Source organism: Enterobacter sp. T1-1, from assembly GCF_000710795.1.
In the GTDB taxonomy this organism is placed as follows: Bacteria; Pseudomonadota; Gammaproteobacteria; order Enterobacterales; family Enterobacteriaceae; genus Enterobacter; species Enterobacter cloacae.
Window position 1 is genome coordinate 1 of the sequence record NZ_JALW01000039.1, and the last position, 18,174, is coordinate 18,174.

An 18,174-nucleotide genomic window follows, 5' to 3' on the forward strand; every position below is an offset into this window, starting at 1 on the left:
GTGGTGTTTGGTGCGGGCTGATGCCCTCACCCCGGCCCTCTCCCACAGGGAGAGGGTGAAAACACGAAAAACGGCAACCCTTGGGTTGCCGTTTTGCTTTTACCTAACTATGTTTATTCTTCAATTCAAACCGCGGTGAGACCAGCCCGTACAGCGTCCAGCCCATAAAGGTCACCATCGCACCATAAAGCATCGCCTCCTGGCCGGATGAGTAGAGCGCATAGAAGCTGTAAATCGCCCCAATCAGTGCCACAATATTGGCCGCCCGTGCTTTACGGGGATCGACTTTCGCCACCTTCTGAATGATCACCAGCGCCGCCATCGACAGAATATATGGAATGATATTTGTCACCACCGCCAGGTTGACCAGCACGTTGAACTGGCTGTTCAGCGACGGGCTAATGGTCATCAGCGACAATCCGCTCTGGAAGATGACAATGGCCAGCATGCCCTGCACCGGCGCATCGGCTTTGGTCACGCGGGAGAAGATTTTCGGGAAGTAACCTTCGTCAGCCGAAGATTTAAACACCTGCGCAATGGTGAACTGCCAGCCGAGGAGTGAACCGCAACAGGACATGACCATCAGCCCCATGATCACTTTCCCGACTTCCGGGGTGAACATCTGCGCGAAGGCCAGCCCAAACGGCGCCGTGGAGTTAGCCAAATCCATGTTCGGTACGATACCGGCAATAACGTTAGTGGAGACGATATAGATCACCGCCGCGCCCAACGTTCCGCCAAGAACGGCAATCGGGACGTTCTTTTCCGGGTTCTCTACCACTTCCGCATTAGCACAGGCAGATTCCAGACCGAGGAAGGCCCATAACGTCATGGCGATAGAGGACCCCACAGCGGAAAAGAACGGCACATGGTGCGGGTTCCAGGAGTTCGCGTACAGGGTCGGACTGAACCAGAACCAGCCGATGATGCACAGCCCCACAACCGGGATAATCACGCCCCAGACGGTGATGCTACTCAGCTGGCCGGTGATGCGCGCGCCGCCAAAGTTGGCCACGGTGCAGATCCACAGTACGCCGATGGTCGCCAGCCCAATTTGCACCGGGCTGAGCGTGGCACCAAACAGCTCCGTACCGTAACCCACGGCGGAGATGGCAATCGCCACGTTGGCGATCAGCAGCGACACGCCATAGGTGTAGTTAGCCATAAAGTTGCCAGATTTGCCGAAGGCGTATTCGGCGTAGCCGCCCATCCCGCCTGACTTACGGCTGAACATTCCGCATTTGGCAAATGCCCATGCCAGCGCCATGGAGCCGACCGCGGTTACCAGCCAGGAGATAATCGAAATGGTACCCACCTCGGCAAGTTTGGTGGGCAGCATAATAATCCCTGACCCCATCATGTTGACCATGGTGAGGATGGTCAGCTGCACCACGCCCATCTTGTTGGACTTACTCATAATTTTTCTCCTTTCAGCAGCGCGGGCTGAGCGGCGGGTTGTTTGATGACGTTACAGCGAACCTGTTTGCGTCCGTCACACTCCTCGACGTACACACCCTGCAGTTCCGGTGCGAAGCCCGGTAAAAGGTTGATACCCTCTTCCAGCGCGGCAAAGTAGCGCAGGACGGAGCCTCCCCAGACTTCACCCGGAACCACGCACAGCACGCCTGGTGGGTAAGGCAGGGCGCCTTCGGCGGCAATACGGCCTTCCGCATCACGCAGCGAGACCAGTTCAACCTCACCACGCAGATACGCATAGTTTGCGTCCTGCGGGTTCATCATCACGCGAGGGAAGTGAGACTTGCGGAACATCTCTTTTTGCAGCTGTTTCACGTTATGGCGGGCGTACAGTTCATGCATCTCCTGGCATATCTGGCGCAGGGTATAACCGGCGTAGCGTTCCGGGTATTGCTTACAGATAGACGGAAGCACCTCTTTTAATGGCGCATCGGTCTGAAGCAGTTTTTCGAAACGCACCAGCTGCGCCACCAGCTGCTGCAGCTTGCCCATATCTTCCGCAGGGGTCAGCAGGAACAGGATCGAGTTGAGATCGCATTTCTCCGGCACGATGCTGTTTTCACGCAGGAAGTTAGCCAGGATGGTGGCGGGCACGCCGAAATCCTCATACTCGCCGGTACGGGCGTTGATGCCCGGCGTGGTCAACAGCAGTTTGCACGGGTCGATAAAGTATTGATGCTCGGCATACCCTTCAAAAGCGTGCCAGTTTTCACCCGGCACAAAGTGGAAGAAGCGCAGGTCGGTGGCAATTTCAGCCGTGTCCCAGCTTTCCCACGGACGGCCATCTACCAGCTCCGGCACGAACGGGCGAATAAACTGGCAGTTCTCCAGGATCAGCTTGCGTGCTTCAATGCCGGTAACCACGCAGTCCATCCACATATTGCGGCCACTCTGCCCCTCGTGCATGCGGGCGTTGATATCCAGTGCGGCAAACAGGGGGTAGAACGGGCTGGTGGAGGCGTGCATCATAAAGGCGTTATTCAGGCGCTTGTGCGGTACATAGCGCGGTTGGCCTTTAATATGGCGGTCTTTCTTGTGAATTTGCGAGGTCTGCGAAAAACCCGCCTGCTGTTTATGGACTGACTGCGTAACCAGAATCCCCGGATCGTTTTCGTTCAGCTCCAGCAGCAGCGGAGAGCAGTCGGCCATCATCGGAATAAATTGTTCGTAGCCCACCCAGGCAGAATCAAACAGGATGTAGTCGCACAGGTGACCAATTTTATCGACGACCTGCCGGGCGTTATAAATGGTGCCATCGTAGGTGCCCAGCTGGATCACCGCCAGACGGAACGGACGTTCGTCACGCGCACGACCCGGCGCCACTTCCGATACCAGCTCGCGCAGGTAGCTCTCCTCAAAGCAGTGGGCATCAATGCCACCAATAAAGCCGTACGGGTTGCGCGCCGTTTCCAGATAGACCGGCGTGGCACCCGCCTGAAGCAGGGCTCCGTGGTGGTTGGATTTATGGTTATTACGATCGAACAGCACCAGGTCGCCGGGGGTGAGCAGGGCGTTTAGCACCACTTTGTTGGATGATGAGGTACCGTTCAGCACAAAGTAGGTTTTATCCGCATTAAACACTTTCGCCGCGTGTTGCTGGGCAATGCACGGCGCGCCTTCATGGATCAGCAGATCCCCCATGGCCACGTCGGCGTTGCACAGATCGGAGCGGAAAAGCGTTTCGCCGAAGAAATCGACAAATTGATTACCGGCAGGATGACGGCGGAAAAATTGCCCACCCTGATGCCCCGGACAATCGAATGCGCTGTTGCCCTGATTCACGTAGTCGACCAGTGCGCGGAAAAACGGGGGGCGTAGCTGGGTTTCGTACTTCTGCGCGGCCGCTTCCAGTTGACGTCCGTAAAAGTCGTTACTGGTCTCTGAACACTCAAACACACCGTGGATGCGCGATAAATATTCAGCCGGAATGAACTCTTCTTTATGTGTCGCAATAAATACGGGAATACCAAACCCGGTAGCTTCTATTTCTTCCAGAGTGCCACTGGAAATATCGCTCACGGCCAGAACAATGGCGGCGACGTCAATATAATCAGAGGTGCTGACATCTACCAGTTCACGGTGAGTGGTAAAGCAATCAGGGCATGCACGGCTGGCTGCAATTTTTAAACTTTTCATCTTTCTCTCTTTATTTAAGGCAATATTCGTCCCTCGATTTCTCGCAAGAAAGAAATCGATAATGTCCGGAAATAAAAGCAAAGTGTGGCCGCTGATAAAAAATCAGTAAGTTGCTTTTTAATGAATGAGATTCAGTCCGCCCGGCTGCGGATAAGTCTGAATTAAATTGAATGAACGCACGCCTTCACAGGCAACGGCCTGTAAAATAGAGTTTTTTTCAGGTTAACCTGCAAGCGGGTGCGCCAGAAGTCGAAGGACTACCGGGCATTAAAGAGATGGAAGTCAAAGCAGTTTCGGTGGGCAAACATCATGATATGTGTTGTCCGCCTTATATGGGGCATCAAGCGATTATTGTTTTCCATGTTTCATTTTCCTTTCAGTAATTGAAAGCATGGTCATTTTATCCAGGAAAAAGCGATTAACTGTGAATCAGATCACCCTTAACCGATCAAATCAGAAATAATTATTCGTTTTCGATGAATATCGCAGATCAAAACACTGGTTTGTTGATGATGCGTTAACGGATTGTGTTGTTTCTGTTTTGAATGAGCGAAAATAAGCCAAAATTATCGCTTATGGCTTATTTAAACGGAATTATGTGGGTGGGTTTGTTTTTATTGAAAATAAAATTGAATAGTTATTCAAAGCATAAACCGATAACCGATACCGGTTTCAGTTAATAAATGGCGAGGACGTGCGGGGTCGGTTTCAAGTTTCTGGCGCAGGTGGCCCATATATATGCGTAAATAGTGACTATGTTCCACGGCGTTGGGTCCCCACACCTGAGCCAGCAGCTGACGTTGGGTCAGCACCTTACCGTGGTTGTTGAGCAAAACCGCAAGCAGGCGGAACTCTATCGGTGTGAGATGGATCTCCTCTTCACCGCGCACAATACGTCGCGAAGCGAGATCAACGTGCACATCACCGAAAGTGTACGTTGGGTCGGCAGGCGTGGCGGCACCGTGGCGACGCAGCGCCACGCGAAGGCGAGCCTGTAACTCACCAATCCCAAAAGGTTTAATAAGATAGTCGTCCGCCCCGGCATCCAGCGCGGCGATTTTATCCGACTCTTCGGTGCGTGCGGAGAGCACCAGAATGGGCATCTGGCTCCACTGGCGCACCTCGCGAATAAAATCGATACCGTCGCCATCCGGCAAACCGAGATCGAGGATCACCAGGTCCGGCTTGCGGGTAGCGGCTTCAATCAACCCGCGCTGGAGCGTACCGGCATCATGAACGCGCAGACCGTCACCTTCCAGCGCAGCGCGCAGAAACCGGCTAATGGCGAGTTCATCTTCAACAATCAGGACGTTGATCACAAATCCTCTGGTAATTCATCAAGTTCTGGCGGGGTGTCCAGAGGAAGTGTAACACAAAAACGTGCACCTCCTTCCGGGCGGTTCTCCGCCGAAATGGTGCCGCCATGGACGTCAATAATGGCCTGGCAGATCGCCAGACCCAGCCCAACCCCCGGAATGGCAGACTCTTTATTGCCCCGTGAGAATTTTTCGAATATCGCTTTTTCCTGCCCGGCAGGAATACCGGGCCCGGTGTCCCAGACATCGAGCCGCAGGGTGTGATCTTCCACCGAAGCATTCACCCCAATTTGCGCGTGTGCTCCGGCATATTTACCCGCATTTTCCAGCAGATTAATTAACACCCGCTCAAACAGCGGGCCATCAACGTGAATTAATGTCAGGGGATCGGGCATGTTCAGGGCGATATGCCGTCCGCCGAGACCGGGCTCCAGCATTTTCAGCGCACTTCCTACCACTTCCTCAAGCGTGAGCCACTCTTTTTTGAGGTTGAACCCGCCAGACTGTATCCGCGCCATATCGAGCAGGTTATTCACCAGCCGCGTGGTGTTCAGCACGTGCTGGCGGATCTCGCTGGCCTGCAGGGCGTGTTTTGAACCTTCAGCCGCCAGATCCAGGGTCAGAATTTCCGACTGGCCAAACAGCACGGTGAGAGGCGTGCGAAGATCGTGTGAGAGCGCTGCCAGCAGCGAGTTGCGAATGCTTTCGCGCTCGCTTGCCAGCCGGGCCTGTTCTTCGCTGGCCGTCAGCGCCAGCCGCTCCAGGGCGCTGGCAACCAGCAACGTAAAGGTCTCGAGCAGCCTCTGCTGCTCGGGGATCATCAGCTGGCGCAGATTAGAAGGCTCGACGATGACCAGCCCCTGATTTTTATCCGCACTGCGCAGCGGCAGGATCTGATACGGCACGCCGGGGAGGGTGTCTGTCCCTGCGCCTGCCGGTAACCCTTTATCGAAGCTCCAGCGTGCAATGGCCTCATCCCACGGCGTCATGCCCGTGGCCGACGTCAGCGGGCGCAGCTTACCGTGCTCATCCGGGAGTAAAATCAGGTTGCTGGCGTTAAATGTCGAGCGGATAAACTGCTCGCTGGTCTGGACGATATCCAGCGGCGTGCGGCCTACCGCCAGCGATTTAGACATCTCGTATAAATGTCGGGTGCGCTGTTCGCGATAGCGGGCGATACGCGCCTGATAGCGAACGCCTGCCGTCAGATTCCCGATCACCAGCCCGACGGTGAGCATGACGGCAAACGTGAGGACGTACTGTACGTCCGAGACGGCAAGCGTTCCGCGCGGGTCGATAAAGAAGAGATCGAAGCTGATGACGTTAATCACCGTCGCCAGGACTGACGGCCAGCGCCCGTAGAAGAGCGCCACCACCACCACGCCGAGCAGGTAGATCATCACCAGGTTGGCGGCATCAAACGCAATCAGCCACTGGCTGGCAATAAAGGTAATCAGGGCGCAAAGCACGACGGCGATAAGGCAACCGCGAAGCTGGATGCGCCATTTATCGGTGAACGTGCGGCTGTCTGGCGCGCGGTTGGGTAACGGCGTGGGTTTGTCATCCAGCGCCACGACCACCAGATCCAGGTCGGGTGCACGCCGGGCCAGTTTGTCGGCAAACGATTCGCGGCTAAACCAGCGCCGGTGCTGGCGACGGCCAATGACAATTTTGCCCAGGTTGTGCTCACGCGCGTAGCGCAGAATGGCTTTATCTTCCTGCGGATCGGAGAGGGTCGCGGTTTCCGCCCCCAGCTCCTGCGCCAGGCGCAGCGCACTCAGGATCGCGCGACGCTGGTTTTCTGGCAGGGCGTGAAGCTGCGGCGTTTCGACATACACCGCGTGCCAGACGCTGCCAAATTTCGCAGCCAGCCGGGCGGCGGTACGGACAAGCTTTTCATTGCCGCTACCGTGACCAATGCACAGCAGGATGGCATCCCGCGTATGCCAGACGCGTTCCTGTCCTTGCAGATCGCGCCAGGCACGCATCTGGTCATCCACGCGATCGGCGGTGCGGCGCAGGGCCAGTTCGCGCAGGGCGATCAGGTTGCCTTTACGAAAGAAGTGTTCGATAGCGCGTTCGGCCTGGCCTGCAATATAGACTTTCCCTTCATGCAGGCGCTGGCGCAGATCGTCTGGCGGCAGATCCACCAGCACCACTTCATCAGCGGAGTCAAAGAACGGATCCGGCACCGTTTCGCGCACCTGAATGCCGGTCACGCCGCTGACCACGTCGTTCAGGCTTTCAAGATGCTGAACATTCACCGTGGTGAAGACGTCAATCCCGGCTTCAAGTAGCTCTTCTACGTCCTGCCAGCGTTTGGGGTGACGCGAGCCTGGCGCATTGCTGTGCGCCAGTTCGTCCATCAGAATAAGGGCGGGGCGGCGGGCGAGGGCGGCGTCGAGATCAAACTCCGTCACCAGCCTGCCACGATGGCTGATACGGCGAGGAGGCTGCGTGGCCAGCCCCTTTAACAACGCCGCGGTCTCTTTACGGCCGTGGGTTTCCACCACGCCGATCAGAATATCGAGCCCCTGAGCCCGAAGCCGCTGAGCTTCTGTCAGCATGGCGAAGGTTTTCCCGACGCCCGCGCAGGCACCGAAGAAAATTTTCAGCTTGCCGCGATGGGCTTCAGCTGTCTGTTCCAGCAGCCTGTCAGGATCCGGGCGCAAGGGCTCGTCGGTCATTTAGTTATTCCTTAGCGCGTCCAGCGCCAGATTCAGCTCAACAATATTCACTACCGGCATGCCAATGAAACTGACCAGCGGCTTTTGCGTGTGCGCTGCCACCAGCTGGCTGACCTGCTCGACGCTCAGATGACGAGCCGCGGCGACGCGCGGTATCTGCCAGGCCACCGCTTCAGGCGTCAGGCTGTAGTCCAGCCCACTGGCGGAGGCGGTCACCAGTTCCACTGGAATCTCCCGGCTGGCCTGCGGGTTGGCACTGCGCAGGGCCGCTACACGCTCAGCGATGGCTTTGTCCAGTTCAGGATTACTGCCCGCCAGGTTGCTCCCGCCGGATGCCATCGGATTATACGGGCTATCGGCGGTAGCGGAAGGGCGTCCCTGAAAGTACCGGGCATCCGTAAAGTTTTGACCAATCAGGCGGGAGCCGCGGTTTTCACCCTGCTGTATGATCAGCGAGCCATTGGCCTGATCCTTGAACCACCACTGGCCCAGCGTGGTGGTCAGCAGCGGGTAAAGCCCACCGGTAATGAGAGACAGCAGAATAAACAGAAGTATAGCGGGACGTAACATCGTCATTTGATTCACCTTTTAAACCAGCCCGAACAGCGTTAACAGCAGGTCGATAGCTTTAATCCCGATAAAGGGCACCAGCAGCCCGCCCAGCCCGTAAATCCACAGGTTACGCCGCAGCATGGCAGCAGCCGTCAGCGGTTTATAGCTCACCCCTTTCAGCGCCAGCGGGATCAGGAAGACAATAATCAGGGCGTTGAAAATCACCGCGCTGAGAATGGCCGAAGACGGGGAGTGCAGATGCATCACGTTCAGCGCGTTTAGCTGCGGATAGGTGGCCGCGAACGCTGCGGGAATAATGGCGAAATACTTCGCCACGTCATTGGCGATACTGAACGTGGTCAATGACCCGCGCGTCATCAGCATCTGTTTACCGATATGCACCACTTCAATCAGCTTGGTCGGGTTAGAGTCAAGGTCGACCATGTTGCCCGCCTCTTTTGCTGCCTGGGTACCGGAGTTCATCGCCACCGCCACGTCGGCCTGTGCGAGGGCAGGGGCGTCGTTGGTGCCGTCACCGGTCATCGCGACCAGACGACCTTCCGCCTGGTACTGACGGATCAACGCCAGCTTGGCTTCCGGTGTGGCTTCCGAGAGGAAATCATCCACGCCCGCTTCTGCGGCAATCGCGGCGGCAGTCAGCCGGTTATCCCCGGTGATCATCACCGTTTTAATCCCCATTTTACGCAACTGGGCGAAACGCTCTTTAATGCCGCCTTTGACGATGTCCTTCAGCGCAATCACCCCCAGCACATTCGCCCCTTCGGCTACGACCAGCGGTGTGGCCCCCTGGCGGGCAACGCTCTCAACCAGATTGTCCACTTCCGGTGGAAAATGGCCGTTGTTGGCTTCAATGTGGCGACGAATGGCATCAACGGAACCTTTACGGATCATGCGCTCCTGAATGTTGATACCGCTCATTCGGGTTTGTGCCGTAAAGGGGACAAAAGTGGCGTGCAGGCTCTGCACATCACGCTGGCGCAGATTAAAGCGCTGTTTCGCCAGAATAACGATGCTGCGGCCTTCCGGCGTTTCATCGGCAAGAGACGAGAGCTGGGCGGCATCGGCCAGCGTTTTTTCATCCACGCCCGGGGCAGGTAAAAACTCGGAGGCCTGGCGGTTGCCGAGGGTGATGGTCCCGGTTTTATCCAGCAGCAGCACATCCACGTCACCGGCGGCCTCTACGGCGCGTCCGCTGGTGGCGATAACGTTCGCGCCCAGCATGCGGCTCATACCCGCCACGCCAATAGCGGAGAGCAGGCCGCCGATGGTGGTTGGGATCAGGCAGACCAGCAGCGCCACCAGCACGGTGATGCTGACCGCGGTGCCCGCGTAGCTGGAGAAGGGCCACAGCGTGGCGGTAGCCAACAGGAAGACGATGGTCAGCGCCACCAGCAGAATGGTGAGGGCAATTTCGTTGGGTGTTTTACGACGCTGCGCGCCCTCAACCATGGCGATCATCCGGTCGAGGAAGGTTTCACCCGGGTTGACGCTGCACTGGATCACCAGCCAGTCGGAGAGAATACGCGTCCCGCCCGTGACCGAGGCGAAGTCACCGCCAGATTCACGAATGACCGGCGCGGATTCCCCGGTAATGGCGCTCTCGTCTACCGAGGCGCCCCCTTCAATGACTTCGCCATCACAGGGGATGATGTCACCGGCTTCCACCAGCACCACATCGCCTTTACGCAGCTCATCTGCCGGCACGTGGTCCATCTGCGCGCCGTATTTTGGCTCACGTAATTTACGTGCGAAGGCGGTCTTTTTTACCCCTTTCAGGCTGTTGGCCTGCGCTTTACTGCGGCCTTCCGCCAGCGCCTCGGCAAAGTTGGCAAACAGCACGGTAAACCACAGCCACAGGCTGATGGCTCCGGTGAACATCGCGTTGCCCGGGAGGTGACCCGTTCCCATGGCAATCGCCAGGACGGTAGTCAGCACGCTGCCTGCCCAGACGATAAACATCACCGGGTTGTGCCACTGTACGCGCGGGCTCAGCTTTTTCACCGCATCCATGAGGGCCTGACGAACTAACGACGGTTCGAACAGGGCCAGTTGTTTACGACTCATGACAATTCTCCGCAAAATCAGCGTAAAGAGAGGGTTTCCGCGACCGGGCCTAACGCGAGGGCGGGGATAAAGGTCAGGGCGCCTACCAGCAACACGGTGCCGGTCAGCAGGCCAATAAACAGCGCACCGTGTGTCGGTAATGTGCCGGTGGTGGTTGGTTGGATTTTTTTATTTACCAGCGATCCGGCGATGGCCATCACCGGCACAATCACGCCGAAGCGGCCGACAAACATGCAGAATGCCAGCAGACAGTTCCAGAAAGGCGAGTTGGCACTTAAGCCTGCAAAGGCGCTGCCGTTGTTGTTCGCCGCAGACGAGACGGCGTAGAGCACTTCACTAAAGCCATGGATACCCGGGTTAAAGATGCCGCTGCGGCCAGCTTCGGTCATCAGTGCCAGCGCGGTGCCGAGCAGCACGAGGGCAGGCGTGACCAGAATGGCCAGCGCGGTTAATTTCATTTCCCGGACGTCGATTTTTTTGCCCAGGTATTCCGGGGTACGGCCAATCATCAGACCGGCGATAAACACCGCCAGCAGCACAAACAGCAGCATGCCGTAAAGACCAGAGCCCACGCCGCCAAACACCACTTCGCCAATCTGCATCAGCCACATTGGGATCATGCCACCCAGTGCCGTAAAGGAGTCATGCATGGCGTTAACCGCCCCGCATGAGGCTGCGGTGGTAACCACGGCAAACAAACTGCTGGACAGGATGCCAAAGCGACTCTCTTTCCCTTCCATGTTGATCGCGCTGTCAGCGCCCAGCGTCAGGAAATGCGGATTACCTTTCCATTCCGCCCACATCACCAGCGCGACGCAGACCACGAAGATCAAAGACATGGTCCACAGAAGGGTGCGTCCCTGACGGCGGTCGTTGACCACATCGCCAAAGGCAAAACAGAGCGCGGCGGGGATCAGGAAGATCGCCAGCATTTCGACAAAGTTGGTCAGCGCTGTTGGGTTTTCAAACGGATGCGACGAGTTGGCGTTGAAGAAGCCACCGCCGTTAGTCCCGAGCATCTTAATGGCTTCCTGCGAGGCCACCGGCCCCATCGGCAAAAGCTGTTTTGCCCCTTCCAGAGAGGTATACGGCGCGTAAGGCAGCAGGTTTTGCAGGGTACCTTGCTGAATAAAGAACAGCGCGATAATGAGGGCAACAGGGAGCAGTATCCACAGCGTGATGCGTGTCAGATCGACCCATGCGTTGCCCAGCGTGCTGATATTTTGACGCGCAAAGGCACGCGTGAGCGCGAAGATCACCGCAATGCCGGTGGCAGCAGAGAGGAAGTTTTGCACGGTTAACCCGGCCATCTGGCTAAAGTAGCTCAGCGTGGTTTCCCCGGCATAGGACTGCCAGTTGGTGTTAGTGACAAAGCTGACTGCCGTGTTCAGCGCCAGATGCCAGGACAGACCCGGCAACTGCTGCGGATTGAGCGGTAAGCTCCCCTGCAGCATCAGCATGCTGAAGAGGACGATGAGGCCGACAATATTCAGCAGCAGGAGCGCCATCAGATACTGGCGCCAGTTCATTTCCCCCTCCCGAATGCCCAGAACGCGCCAGATCCCTTTTTCAACGCGACCTGCCACCGGCAGCGCCACGTTGTTAATCATCCTTGCCAGCACTGTTCCCAGCGGTCTTGCCAGCAGGAACAACACCCCTAAAAAACTGGCAATAAGCAAAAACGCCTGAGCAGCCATCAGAATGCCTCCGCATTAATCAGGGCATAAACCAGATAACCCAATAACAGGAATACCAGCACGATGCCGGCAATAAGGCCTGCACTCACAATCCACCTCCGGGTGACATTTGTATTTGTGCTAACGGTAGGATTTATGGCGCAAAGATTTCGCAAAAATCAGGACGAGGGGTGTAAAAAAAGTATAAAAATGGCTAAGCCCACAATTTAACTATTGATAAGTAAATCGTTAACTTTTTTGTAACTTAATTACGGTGTGAATGTAAATTTTGGCTAAACGGCTAAAAATAAGTGGTCGGATGAGTAGTAAAATTACAAACAAAGCGATATTATTTTAGTCAGGTCACAGTTTTTGAATTTTCCGGAGTCAGTTTCCGGCCAACTACAGGGGAGAAAAATATGGATCTTTATAAAGAGTATCCGGCTCATATCGTGTTCATGCGTCGCGCTTTCGCCGTAGTGGCTGGGGTGCTGGCCCTGCCGGTGATGTTGTTCTGGAAAGATCGCGCACGTTTTTACAGCTATCTGCACCGCGTCTGGGCAAAAACCAGCGAGAAGCCGGTATGGATGGATCAGGCCGAAAAAGCGACCTGTGATTTCTACTAATAAAAAGACTACACACAGCAATAAACAAACCGCCTACAGCAATGTGGCGGTTTTTTTGTCTCTCCTGATTTGCGGTCCGTTGGGTGGTTTTCAGGCATATCTTCTTATTCTGAGTCATCAACAGCCACTACCTTATTTCATCCTGTCTACACTTCATGGCAAAGTAGTTCAATGCGTGCCTTTTTCGTTTTACGGCATGCCCTTACGGACATAATGGACAATTGCCTGGAGTTTTATGCCCACCCATCTGGTTTGGTTTCGCGCGGATCTGCGCCTGCATGACAACATCGCCCTGGCGGCAGCCTGTCGCTCTGAACACGCCCGCGTGCTGGCGCTGTTTATCGCTACTCCCGGACAGTGGCAGCAGCATGATATGGCCCCCCGACAAGCCGCTTATCTCTGTTCGCATCTGAATGCCCTGCAACGTTCGCTGGCGGAAAAAGGCATTCCGTTGATTTACAAAGAGGTCAGCGATTTTACCGCTCAGCTCAGCGCGGTACAGGAGGTGTGTCAGCAGAACGACGTCACGCATCTTTTTTACAACTACCAGTACGAATTCAATGAACAGCAGCGCGATCGCGAGCTTGAGCGCATCCTCGGGGATGTAGAGTGTCAGGGATTTGATGACAGCGTCATGCTGGCGCCGGGCAGCGTAATGACCGGCAATCGCGAGATGTATAAGGTCTTTACGCCGTTTAAAAATGCATTTATCAAACGGCTGAAAGAGGCGTTGCCGGAGTGTGTTGCCGCGCCGTCTGCGCGAGGGGAGTGTGTAAACGACCTGCCTGAACTAACGTTTGACTATCCGCAACAGGCGTATGACCACTCTTTATTCCCGGCTGATGAAAAAGCGGCAATCGCGCAGCTGCGCCAGTTCTGCAAAACGGGGGCGGCCGCTTACGAGGCACGCCGGGATTTCCCCGCCATTGAAGGTACCAGCCGGTTGTCGGCCTGTTTAGCGCTGGGCGTGCTTTCTCCGCGCCAGTGTTTACACCGCCTTCTGGCAGAGCAGCCCCAGGCGCTGGAGGGGGGCGCTGGTTCGGTATGGCTTAACGAGCTTATCTGGCGCGAATTCTATCGTCATCTGATGACGTATCACCCTGAATTATGTAAACATCGTCCTTTCATTCGCTGGACCGAAAATGTGCAGTGGCAGCAAAACGAGATGCTGCTGCAGGCCTGGCAAAAGGGTGAAACCGGCTACCCGATTGTGGACGCCGCGATGCGCCAGCTGAATGAAACTGGATGGATGCATAACCGCCTGCGGATGATTACCGCCAGCTTCCTGGTGAAAGATCTGCTTATCGACTGGCGTGTCGGGGAGCGGTATTTTATTTCTCAGCTGATCGATGGCGATCTCGCGGCGAATAATGGCGGCTGGCAATGGGCGGCCTCGACCGGAACCGATGCGGCACCTTACTTCCGGATTTTTAATCCCACCACGCAGGGACAAAAATTTGATGCGGACGGGACGTTTATCCGCCACTGGTTGCCTGCGCTGAAAGCGGTTCCCGCTAAGGCGATCCACGACCCGTGGGCATGGGCGGACAAACAGGGCGTAATACTCGATTATCCTCGTCCGATTGTTGAACATAAACAGGCGCGCGTCGCCACGCTGGCGGCGTACGAAGCGGCCCGCAAAGCGTAAGAGAGTCATGATGAAAAATACCGAACTGGAAAGTCTGATCAACGAAAAACTGAACAGCAGTGCCTTCAGCGACTACGGCCCGAACGGGTTACAGGTTGAAGGGCGCGACACGGTGCAAAAAATTATCACCGGTGTGACCGCCAGTCAGGCGTTGCTGGATGAAGCCGTGCGTCAGGAGGCCGATGCGGTCATCGTCCATCACGGCTATTTCTGGAAGAACGAATCACCGATCGTTCGCGGCATGAAGCGCAACCGACTGAAAACGTTGCTGGCGAATGATATCAACCTCTATGGCTATCACCTGCCGCTGGACGCTCATCCCGAGCTTGGCAACAACGTCCAGCTCGCGCAGCTGTTAGGGATCACCGTGATGGGTGAAATTGAGCCGCTGGTACCGTGGGGCGAGCTGTCGATGCCGGTACCGGGTCTTGAGCTGGCCTCCTGGATTGAAGCACGTCTGGGCCGCCGTCCGCTGTGGAGCGGCGATACCGGCCCGGATACGGTGAAGCGTGTCGCCTGGTGCACCGGTGGCGGTCAGGGCTTTATCGATAGCGCCGCGCGTTTTGGTGTTGATGCCTTTATTACCGGGGAAGTCTCCGAGCAGACCATCCATTCAGCCCGTGAACAGGGGCTGCATTTTTACGCGGCAGGTCACCACGCCACCGAGCGCGGCGGCATTCGCGCCCTGAGCGAATGGCTGACCGAAAATACCGATCTGGATGTCACCTTTATTGATATCCCTAACCCGGCCTGATGAGAGGTACCTGAGTGCAGCGAGCGCGTTGTTATCTTCTGGGGGAAACGGCGGTGGTGCTGGAGCTGGAGCCGCCCGTCACCCTTGCTACCCAAAAGCGTATCTGGCGGTTAACGCAGCGTCTGGTGGATGTGCCGGAGGTGGTTGAAGCGATCCCGGGGATGAATAACATCACCGTGGTGCTGCGTAATCCGCATATGCTGGCACTGGATGCCATTGAACGTTTACAGCGCTGGTGGGAGGAGAGCGAAGCGCTGGAGCCGGAATCCCGCACGATTGAGATCCCGGTGGTGTATGGGGGCACAGGAGGACCCGATCTTGGCGTGGTGGCTGAACACAGTGGGCTAACCGAAAAACAGGTCGTTGAGCTGCACGCCTCCGTTGATTATGTGGTCTGGTTTTTGGGATTCCAGCCGGGCTTCCCGTATCTGGGCGGACTCCCTTCGGCACTGCATACGCCACGTCGCGCTGAGCCGCGTCTGAGCGTGCCGGCGGGTACCGTCGCGATTGGCGGCGAACAGACGGGCATTTATCCGCTGGCGTCGCCGGGGGGCTGGCAGCTTATCGGACACACGTCTATGCCGTTATTTGAACCGGGCCTGGACTCGCCGGTCCTCCTGCGTCCTGGCGACACCCTTCGCTTTATCCCGCAGAAGGAGGGGGTATGTTAACGCTTATTCGCGCCGGGCTTTACACCTCTGTTCAGGATGCGGGTCGCTTTGGCATGCGCCAGTCTGGCGTGAGCTATTGTGGCGCGCTGGACAGACCAGCACTGGAGATTGCCAACGTGCTGGTGGGCAATCCCGGCAATACGGCTGCGCTCGAAATTACGCTGGGGCAGTGTGTCATTGAATTTAGTCAGGAGACCTGGTTTGCGTTAACCGGCGCCGGGTGCGATGCCACGCTTGATGGCAAAGCGGTCTGGACCGGCTGGCGGCTGCGGGCAAAAGCCGGACAGCGTTTAACGCTTAAGCGTCCTCAGCATGGGGTTCGCAGTTATCTTGCCGTTGCCGGTGGGATTGACGTGCCGGAGGTGCTGGGCTCATCCAGTACCGATCAGAAAGCCGGAATTGGCGGCCACGAAGGACGTTTGTTGCGCGATGGCGATCGTCTGGCGATAAAACCGTCAACGCGGCACTTTTCAACCGCGCAGGGTGTAAAACAGCTCCTGTGGGGAAACCAGATCCGCGCCCTGCCGGGGCCGGAGTATCAGGAATTTGATGAGGTGTCTCAGGAGTCTTTCTGGCGCTCGCCGTGGAAGATTAGCCCGCAGAGTAACCGCATGGGGTATCGTCTTCAGGGGCAGCCGCTGACCCGTACGACGGACCGCGAGCTGCTTTCACACGGTCTGTTGCCCGGCGTCATTCAGGTACCGGGTAACGGTCAACCGATTGTGTTGATGAACGATGCACAGACCACGGGCGGTTACCCGCGCATCGCCTGCATTATTGAGGCCGATCGCTACCATCTGGCGCAAATCCCGCTCGGACAGCCGATTCACTTCGTGCAATGCTCCCTGGAGGAGGCGCTGAAGGCGCGGCAGGACCAGCAGCGTTATCTGGAACAACTGGCGTGGAGGCTTGATGGTAAAGATTGATTTAAACGCCGATCTGGGCGAGGGCGGCAGCGCCGACGCTGAACTGATGACCCTGGTCACCTCGGTGAATATCGCCTGCGGTTTTCACGCGGGTGATGCCCAAACGATGCTGGCTAGCGTGCGCAATGCCATCAAAAACGGCGTAGCGATAGGGGCGCATCCGAGCTTCCCTGACCGGGAGAATTTTGGTCGTACGGCGATGGATCTCCCGCCCGAGACGGTCTACGCCCAGACGCTTTACCAGATTGGCGCGCTCGAGGCGATTGTGCGTTCGCAGCAGGGCGCGCTGCGCCACGTGAAGCCGCACGGCATGCTCTATAATCAGGCGGCGAACGACCCCGCGTTGGCTGAGGCCATCGCCCGGGCGGTGTTCGATTGCAACCCACAACTGATCCTGGTTGGCCTGGCGGGGAGCGAGCTGATTCGCGCCGGTCAGCGTCTGGGGTTAACCACCCGCCAGGAAGTGTTTGCCGACCGAGGCTATCAGCCCGACGGAACCCTGGTTCCCCGTTCCCGGCCCAACGCGCTGATCACCGATGAGTCTCTGGCGCTGGCGCAGACCCTTCAGATGGTGCGCGAGGGAACAGTAACAACGGTTGAAGGTAATACGGCCAGCGTTCAGGCTGACACAGTATGCTTACACGGTGATGGCGAGCACGCGCTGCAGTTTGCCCGCCGCTTACGGGCGGCGTTTGCAGAGCAGGGGATCCTCGTCAGCGCCTGAAAATCATAAGGATAAAGAGATGCCAGAAGGCCCGGAGATCCGCCGCGCTGCGGATAGCCTCGAGGCGGCGATAAAAGGCAAACCCCTGACGGACGTCTGGTTTGCTTTTCCTCAACTGAAGCCGTTTGAAGCACCGCTGGTGGGACAAACGGTGACCCACATCGAAACGCGGGGAAAGGCGTTACTCACGCATTTTTCTCATAACCTGACGTTATACAGCCACAACCAGCTTTATGGCGTCTGGCGGGTGGTTAACGCCAACGAGCAGCCGCAAACCACCCGTGTGCTGCGCGTCAGGCTGCAAACCGCGGATAAAGCGATTTTGCTCTATAGCGCGTCTGATATCGAAATGTTAACGCCGGAGCAACTGCTTACGCACCCGTTCTTACAGCGGGTCGGGCCGGACGTGCTGGATACGCGTCTGACGGCGAATGATGTCAAAGCCCGCCTGTTATCCCCTAAATTCCGCAACCGGCAATTTTCCGGGCTACTGCTCGATCAGGCGTTCCTGGCCGGATTAGGCAATTACCTTCGCGTCGAAATTCTCTGGGAGGCCGGGCTGGCACCACAGCATAAAGCGTCGCAGTTGAGGGATGATCAGCTGGAAGTGCTCTCTCACGCGCTGCTGGATATTCCGCGGCTATCGTATAACACCCGCGGCGTGGTAGATGACAACAAGCATCACGGGGCGCTGTTCCGCTTTAAGGTGTTTCATCGGGCGGGGAAGAGGTGCGAACGGTGCGGTGGGGTGATTGAGAAGACAACGCTCTCTTCACGACCGTTTTACTGGTGTCCCGGGTGCCAGAGGTAAAAAGTAAAACGGTAACCCTCAGGTTACCGTTTTTAATGTGTTCACCCTCTCCCGGTGGGAGAGGGCCGGGGTGAGGGCATCAGGCC

At 56.9% G+C, this 18,174-nt stretch carries 16 protein-coding genes; 7 read left to right on the forward strand and 9 right to left on the reverse strand.

Annotated features, from left to right (window positions below; translation table 11 throughout):
- Positions 1-103: 103 nt before the first annotated feature.
- From potE to kdpF, 9 genes are all read right to left on the reverse strand, one after another.
- Positions 104-1,417 (reverse strand): putrescine-ornithine antiporter, encoded by a 1,314-nt coding sequence (gene potE / locus AK59_RS0113465; protein ID WP_013097559.1) that lies wholly within the window; start codon positions 1,415-1,417, stop codon positions 104-106.
- Positions 1,414-3,612 carry an ornithine decarboxylase SpeF gene (gene speF / locus AK59_RS0113470; RefSeq protein WP_029883013.1) on the reverse strand — a complete coding sequence of 733 codons (2,199 nt, stop codon included), beginning with the start codon at positions 3,610-3,612 and terminating at the stop codon, positions 1,414-1,416. Before speF ends, potE begins: the two co-directional genes overlap by 4 nt.
- A 257-nt stretch (positions 3,613-3,869) precedes the next feature.
- A complete protein-coding gene (gene speFL, locus AK59_RS1000000124815) occupies positions 3,870-3,974 on the reverse strand; it encodes a leader peptide SpeFL (RefSeq protein ID WP_003858645.1) in 105 nt (34 codons plus the stop codon).
- A gap of 279 nt (positions 3,975-4,253) precedes the next feature.
- Entirely contained in the window at positions 4,254-4,931 is a 678-nt protein-coding gene (gene kdpE / locus AK59_RS0113475) for a two-component system response regulator KdpE (protein ID WP_013097557.1), read from the reverse strand.
- Entirely contained in the window at positions 4,928-7,615 is a 2,688-nt protein-coding gene (gene kdpD / locus AK59_RS0113480; RefSeq protein ID WP_023621125.1) for a two-component system sensor histidine kinase KdpD, read from the reverse strand. Before kdpD ends, kdpE begins: the two co-directional genes overlap by 4 nt.
- Positions 7,616-8,191: a potassium-transporting ATPase subunit KdpC gene (gene kdpC / locus AK59_RS0113485; protein ID WP_029883014.1), complete on the reverse strand. Its 576-nt coding sequence runs from the start codon at positions 8,189-8,191 to the stop codon at positions 7,616-7,618.
- A 12-nt stretch (positions 8,192-8,203) separates the two neighbouring features.
- Complete coding sequence (gene kdpB, locus AK59_RS0113490) at positions 8,204-10,252, reverse strand: potassium-transporting ATPase subunit KdpB (RefSeq protein ID WP_029883015.1); 2,049 nt, start codon at positions 10,250-10,252, stop codon at positions 8,204-8,206.
- 17 nt (positions 10,253-10,269) lie between these two features.
- The gene (gene kdpA, locus AK59_RS0113495; RefSeq protein ID WP_029883016.1) at positions 10,270-11,949 is read right to left on the reverse strand and encodes a potassium-transporting ATPase subunit KdpA; all 1,680 of its coding nucleotides are present in this window, start codon (positions 11,947-11,949) and stop codon (positions 10,270-10,272) included.
- Positions 11,949-12,038 carry a K(+)-transporting ATPase subunit F gene (gene kdpF, locus AK59_RS1000000124480; RefSeq protein WP_014069365.1) on the reverse strand — a complete coding sequence of 30 codons (90 nt, stop codon included), beginning with the start codon at positions 12,036-12,038 and terminating at the stop codon, positions 11,949-11,951. Before kdpF ends, kdpA begins: the two co-directional genes overlap by 1 nt.
- Before the next feature lie 309 nt (positions 12,039-12,347).
- Here kdpF and AK59_RS0113505 point away from each other — a divergent pair, with 309 nt between their 5' ends.
- From AK59_RS0113505 to nei, 7 genes are all read left to right on the forward strand, one after another.
- Positions 12,348-12,554 carry a YbfA family protein gene (locus AK59_RS0113505; protein ID WP_013097552.1) on the forward strand — a complete coding sequence of 69 codons (207 nt, stop codon included), beginning with the start codon at positions 12,348-12,350 and terminating at the stop codon, positions 12,552-12,554.
- A gap of 235 nt (positions 12,555-12,789) precedes the next feature.
- Positions 12,790-14,202 (forward strand): deoxyribodipyrimidine photo-lyase, encoded by a 1,413-nt coding sequence (gene phrB / locus AK59_RS0113510; RefSeq protein ID WP_029883018.1) that lies wholly within the window; start codon positions 12,790-12,792, stop codon positions 14,200-14,202.
- Positions 14,203-14,212: 10 nt separating this feature from the next.
- Positions 14,213-14,956 carry a type 2 GTP cyclohydrolase I gene (locus AK59_RS0113515; protein WP_023621132.1) on the forward strand — a complete coding sequence of 248 codons (744 nt, stop codon included), beginning with the start codon at positions 14,213-14,215 and terminating at the stop codon, positions 14,954-14,956.
- Between the two features lie 14 nt (positions 14,957-14,970).
- Complete coding sequence (gene pxpB / locus AK59_RS0113520) at positions 14,971-15,627, forward strand: 5-oxoprolinase subunit PxpB (RefSeq protein ID WP_029883019.1); 657 nt, start codon at positions 14,971-14,973, stop codon at positions 15,625-15,627.
- On the forward strand, positions 15,621-16,553 hold the full coding sequence (pxpC, locus tag AK59_RS0113525) for a 5-oxoprolinase subunit PxpC (RefSeq protein ID WP_013097548.1): 933 nt from the start codon (positions 15,621-15,623) through the stop codon (positions 16,551-16,553). Before pxpB ends, pxpC begins: the two co-directional genes overlap by 7 nt.
- Positions 16,540-17,277, forward strand: coding sequence for a 5-oxoprolinase subunit PxpA (gene pxpA / locus AK59_RS0113530; RefSeq protein WP_029883020.1), 738 nt, complete (start codon positions 16,540-16,542; stop codon positions 17,275-17,277). The genes pxpC and pxpA overlap by 14 nt, the downstream gene beginning before the upstream one ends.
- 19 nt (positions 17,278-17,296) lie before the next feature.
- The gene (gene nei / locus AK59_RS0113535; protein WP_029883021.1) at positions 17,297-18,088 is read left to right on the forward strand and encodes an endonuclease VIII; all 792 of its coding nucleotides are present in this window, start codon (positions 17,297-17,299) and stop codon (positions 18,086-18,088) included.
- Positions 18,089-18,174: the final 86 nt, after the last annotated feature.

Excerpts from the sequence above, each read along its gene's own strand:
- AK59_RS0113515 (WP_023621132.1), top strand. The coding sequence starts at position 14,213 with ATGAAAAATACCGAACTGGAAAGTCTGATCAACGAAAAACTGAACAGC.
- kdpC (WP_029883014.1), bottom strand. The coding sequence starts at position 8,191 with ATGACGATGTTACGTCCCGCTATACTTCTGTTTATTCTGCTGTCTCTC.
- pxpA (WP_029883020.1), top strand. The coding sequence starts at position 16,540 with ATGGTAAAGATTGATTTAAACGCCGATCTGGGCGAGGGCGGCAGCGCC.
- nei (WP_029883021.1), top strand. The coding sequence starts at position 17,297 with ATGCCAGAAGGCCCGGAGATCCGCCGCGCTGCGGATAGCCTCGAGGCG.
- kdpA (WP_029883016.1), bottom strand. The coding sequence starts at position 11,949 with ATGGCTGCTCAGGCGTTTTTGCTTATTGCCAGTTTTTTAGGGGTGTTG.
- potE (WP_013097559.1), bottom strand. The coding sequence starts at position 1,417 with ATGAGTAAGTCCAACAAGATGGGCGTGGTGCAGCTGACCATCCTCACC.
- speF (WP_029883013.1), bottom strand. The coding sequence starts at position 3,612 with ATGAAAAGTTTAAAAATTGCAGCCAGCCGTGCATGCCCTGATTGCTTT.
- phrB (WP_029883018.1), top strand. The coding sequence starts at position 12,790 with ATGCCCACCCATCTGGTTTGGTTTCGCGCGGATCTGCGCCTGCATGAC.
- pxpC (WP_013097548.1), top strand. The coding sequence starts at position 15,621 with ATGTTAACGCTTATTCGCGCCGGGCTTTACACCTCTGTTCAGGATGCG.
- kdpD (WP_023621125.1), bottom strand. The coding sequence starts at position 7,615 with ATGACCGACGAGCCCTTGCGCCCGGATCCTGACAGGCTGCTGGAACAG.
- AK59_RS0113505 (WP_013097552.1), top strand. The coding sequence starts at position 12,348 with ATGGATCTTTATAAAGAGTATCCGGCTCATATCGTGTTCATGCGTCGC.
- kdpB (WP_029883015.1), bottom strand. The coding sequence starts at position 10,252 with ATGAGTCGTAAACAACTGGCCCTGTTCGAACCGTCGTTAGTTCGTCAG.
- speFL (WP_003858645.1), bottom strand. The coding sequence starts at position 3,974 with ATGGAAAACAATAATCGCTTGATGCCCCATATAAGGCGGACAACACAT.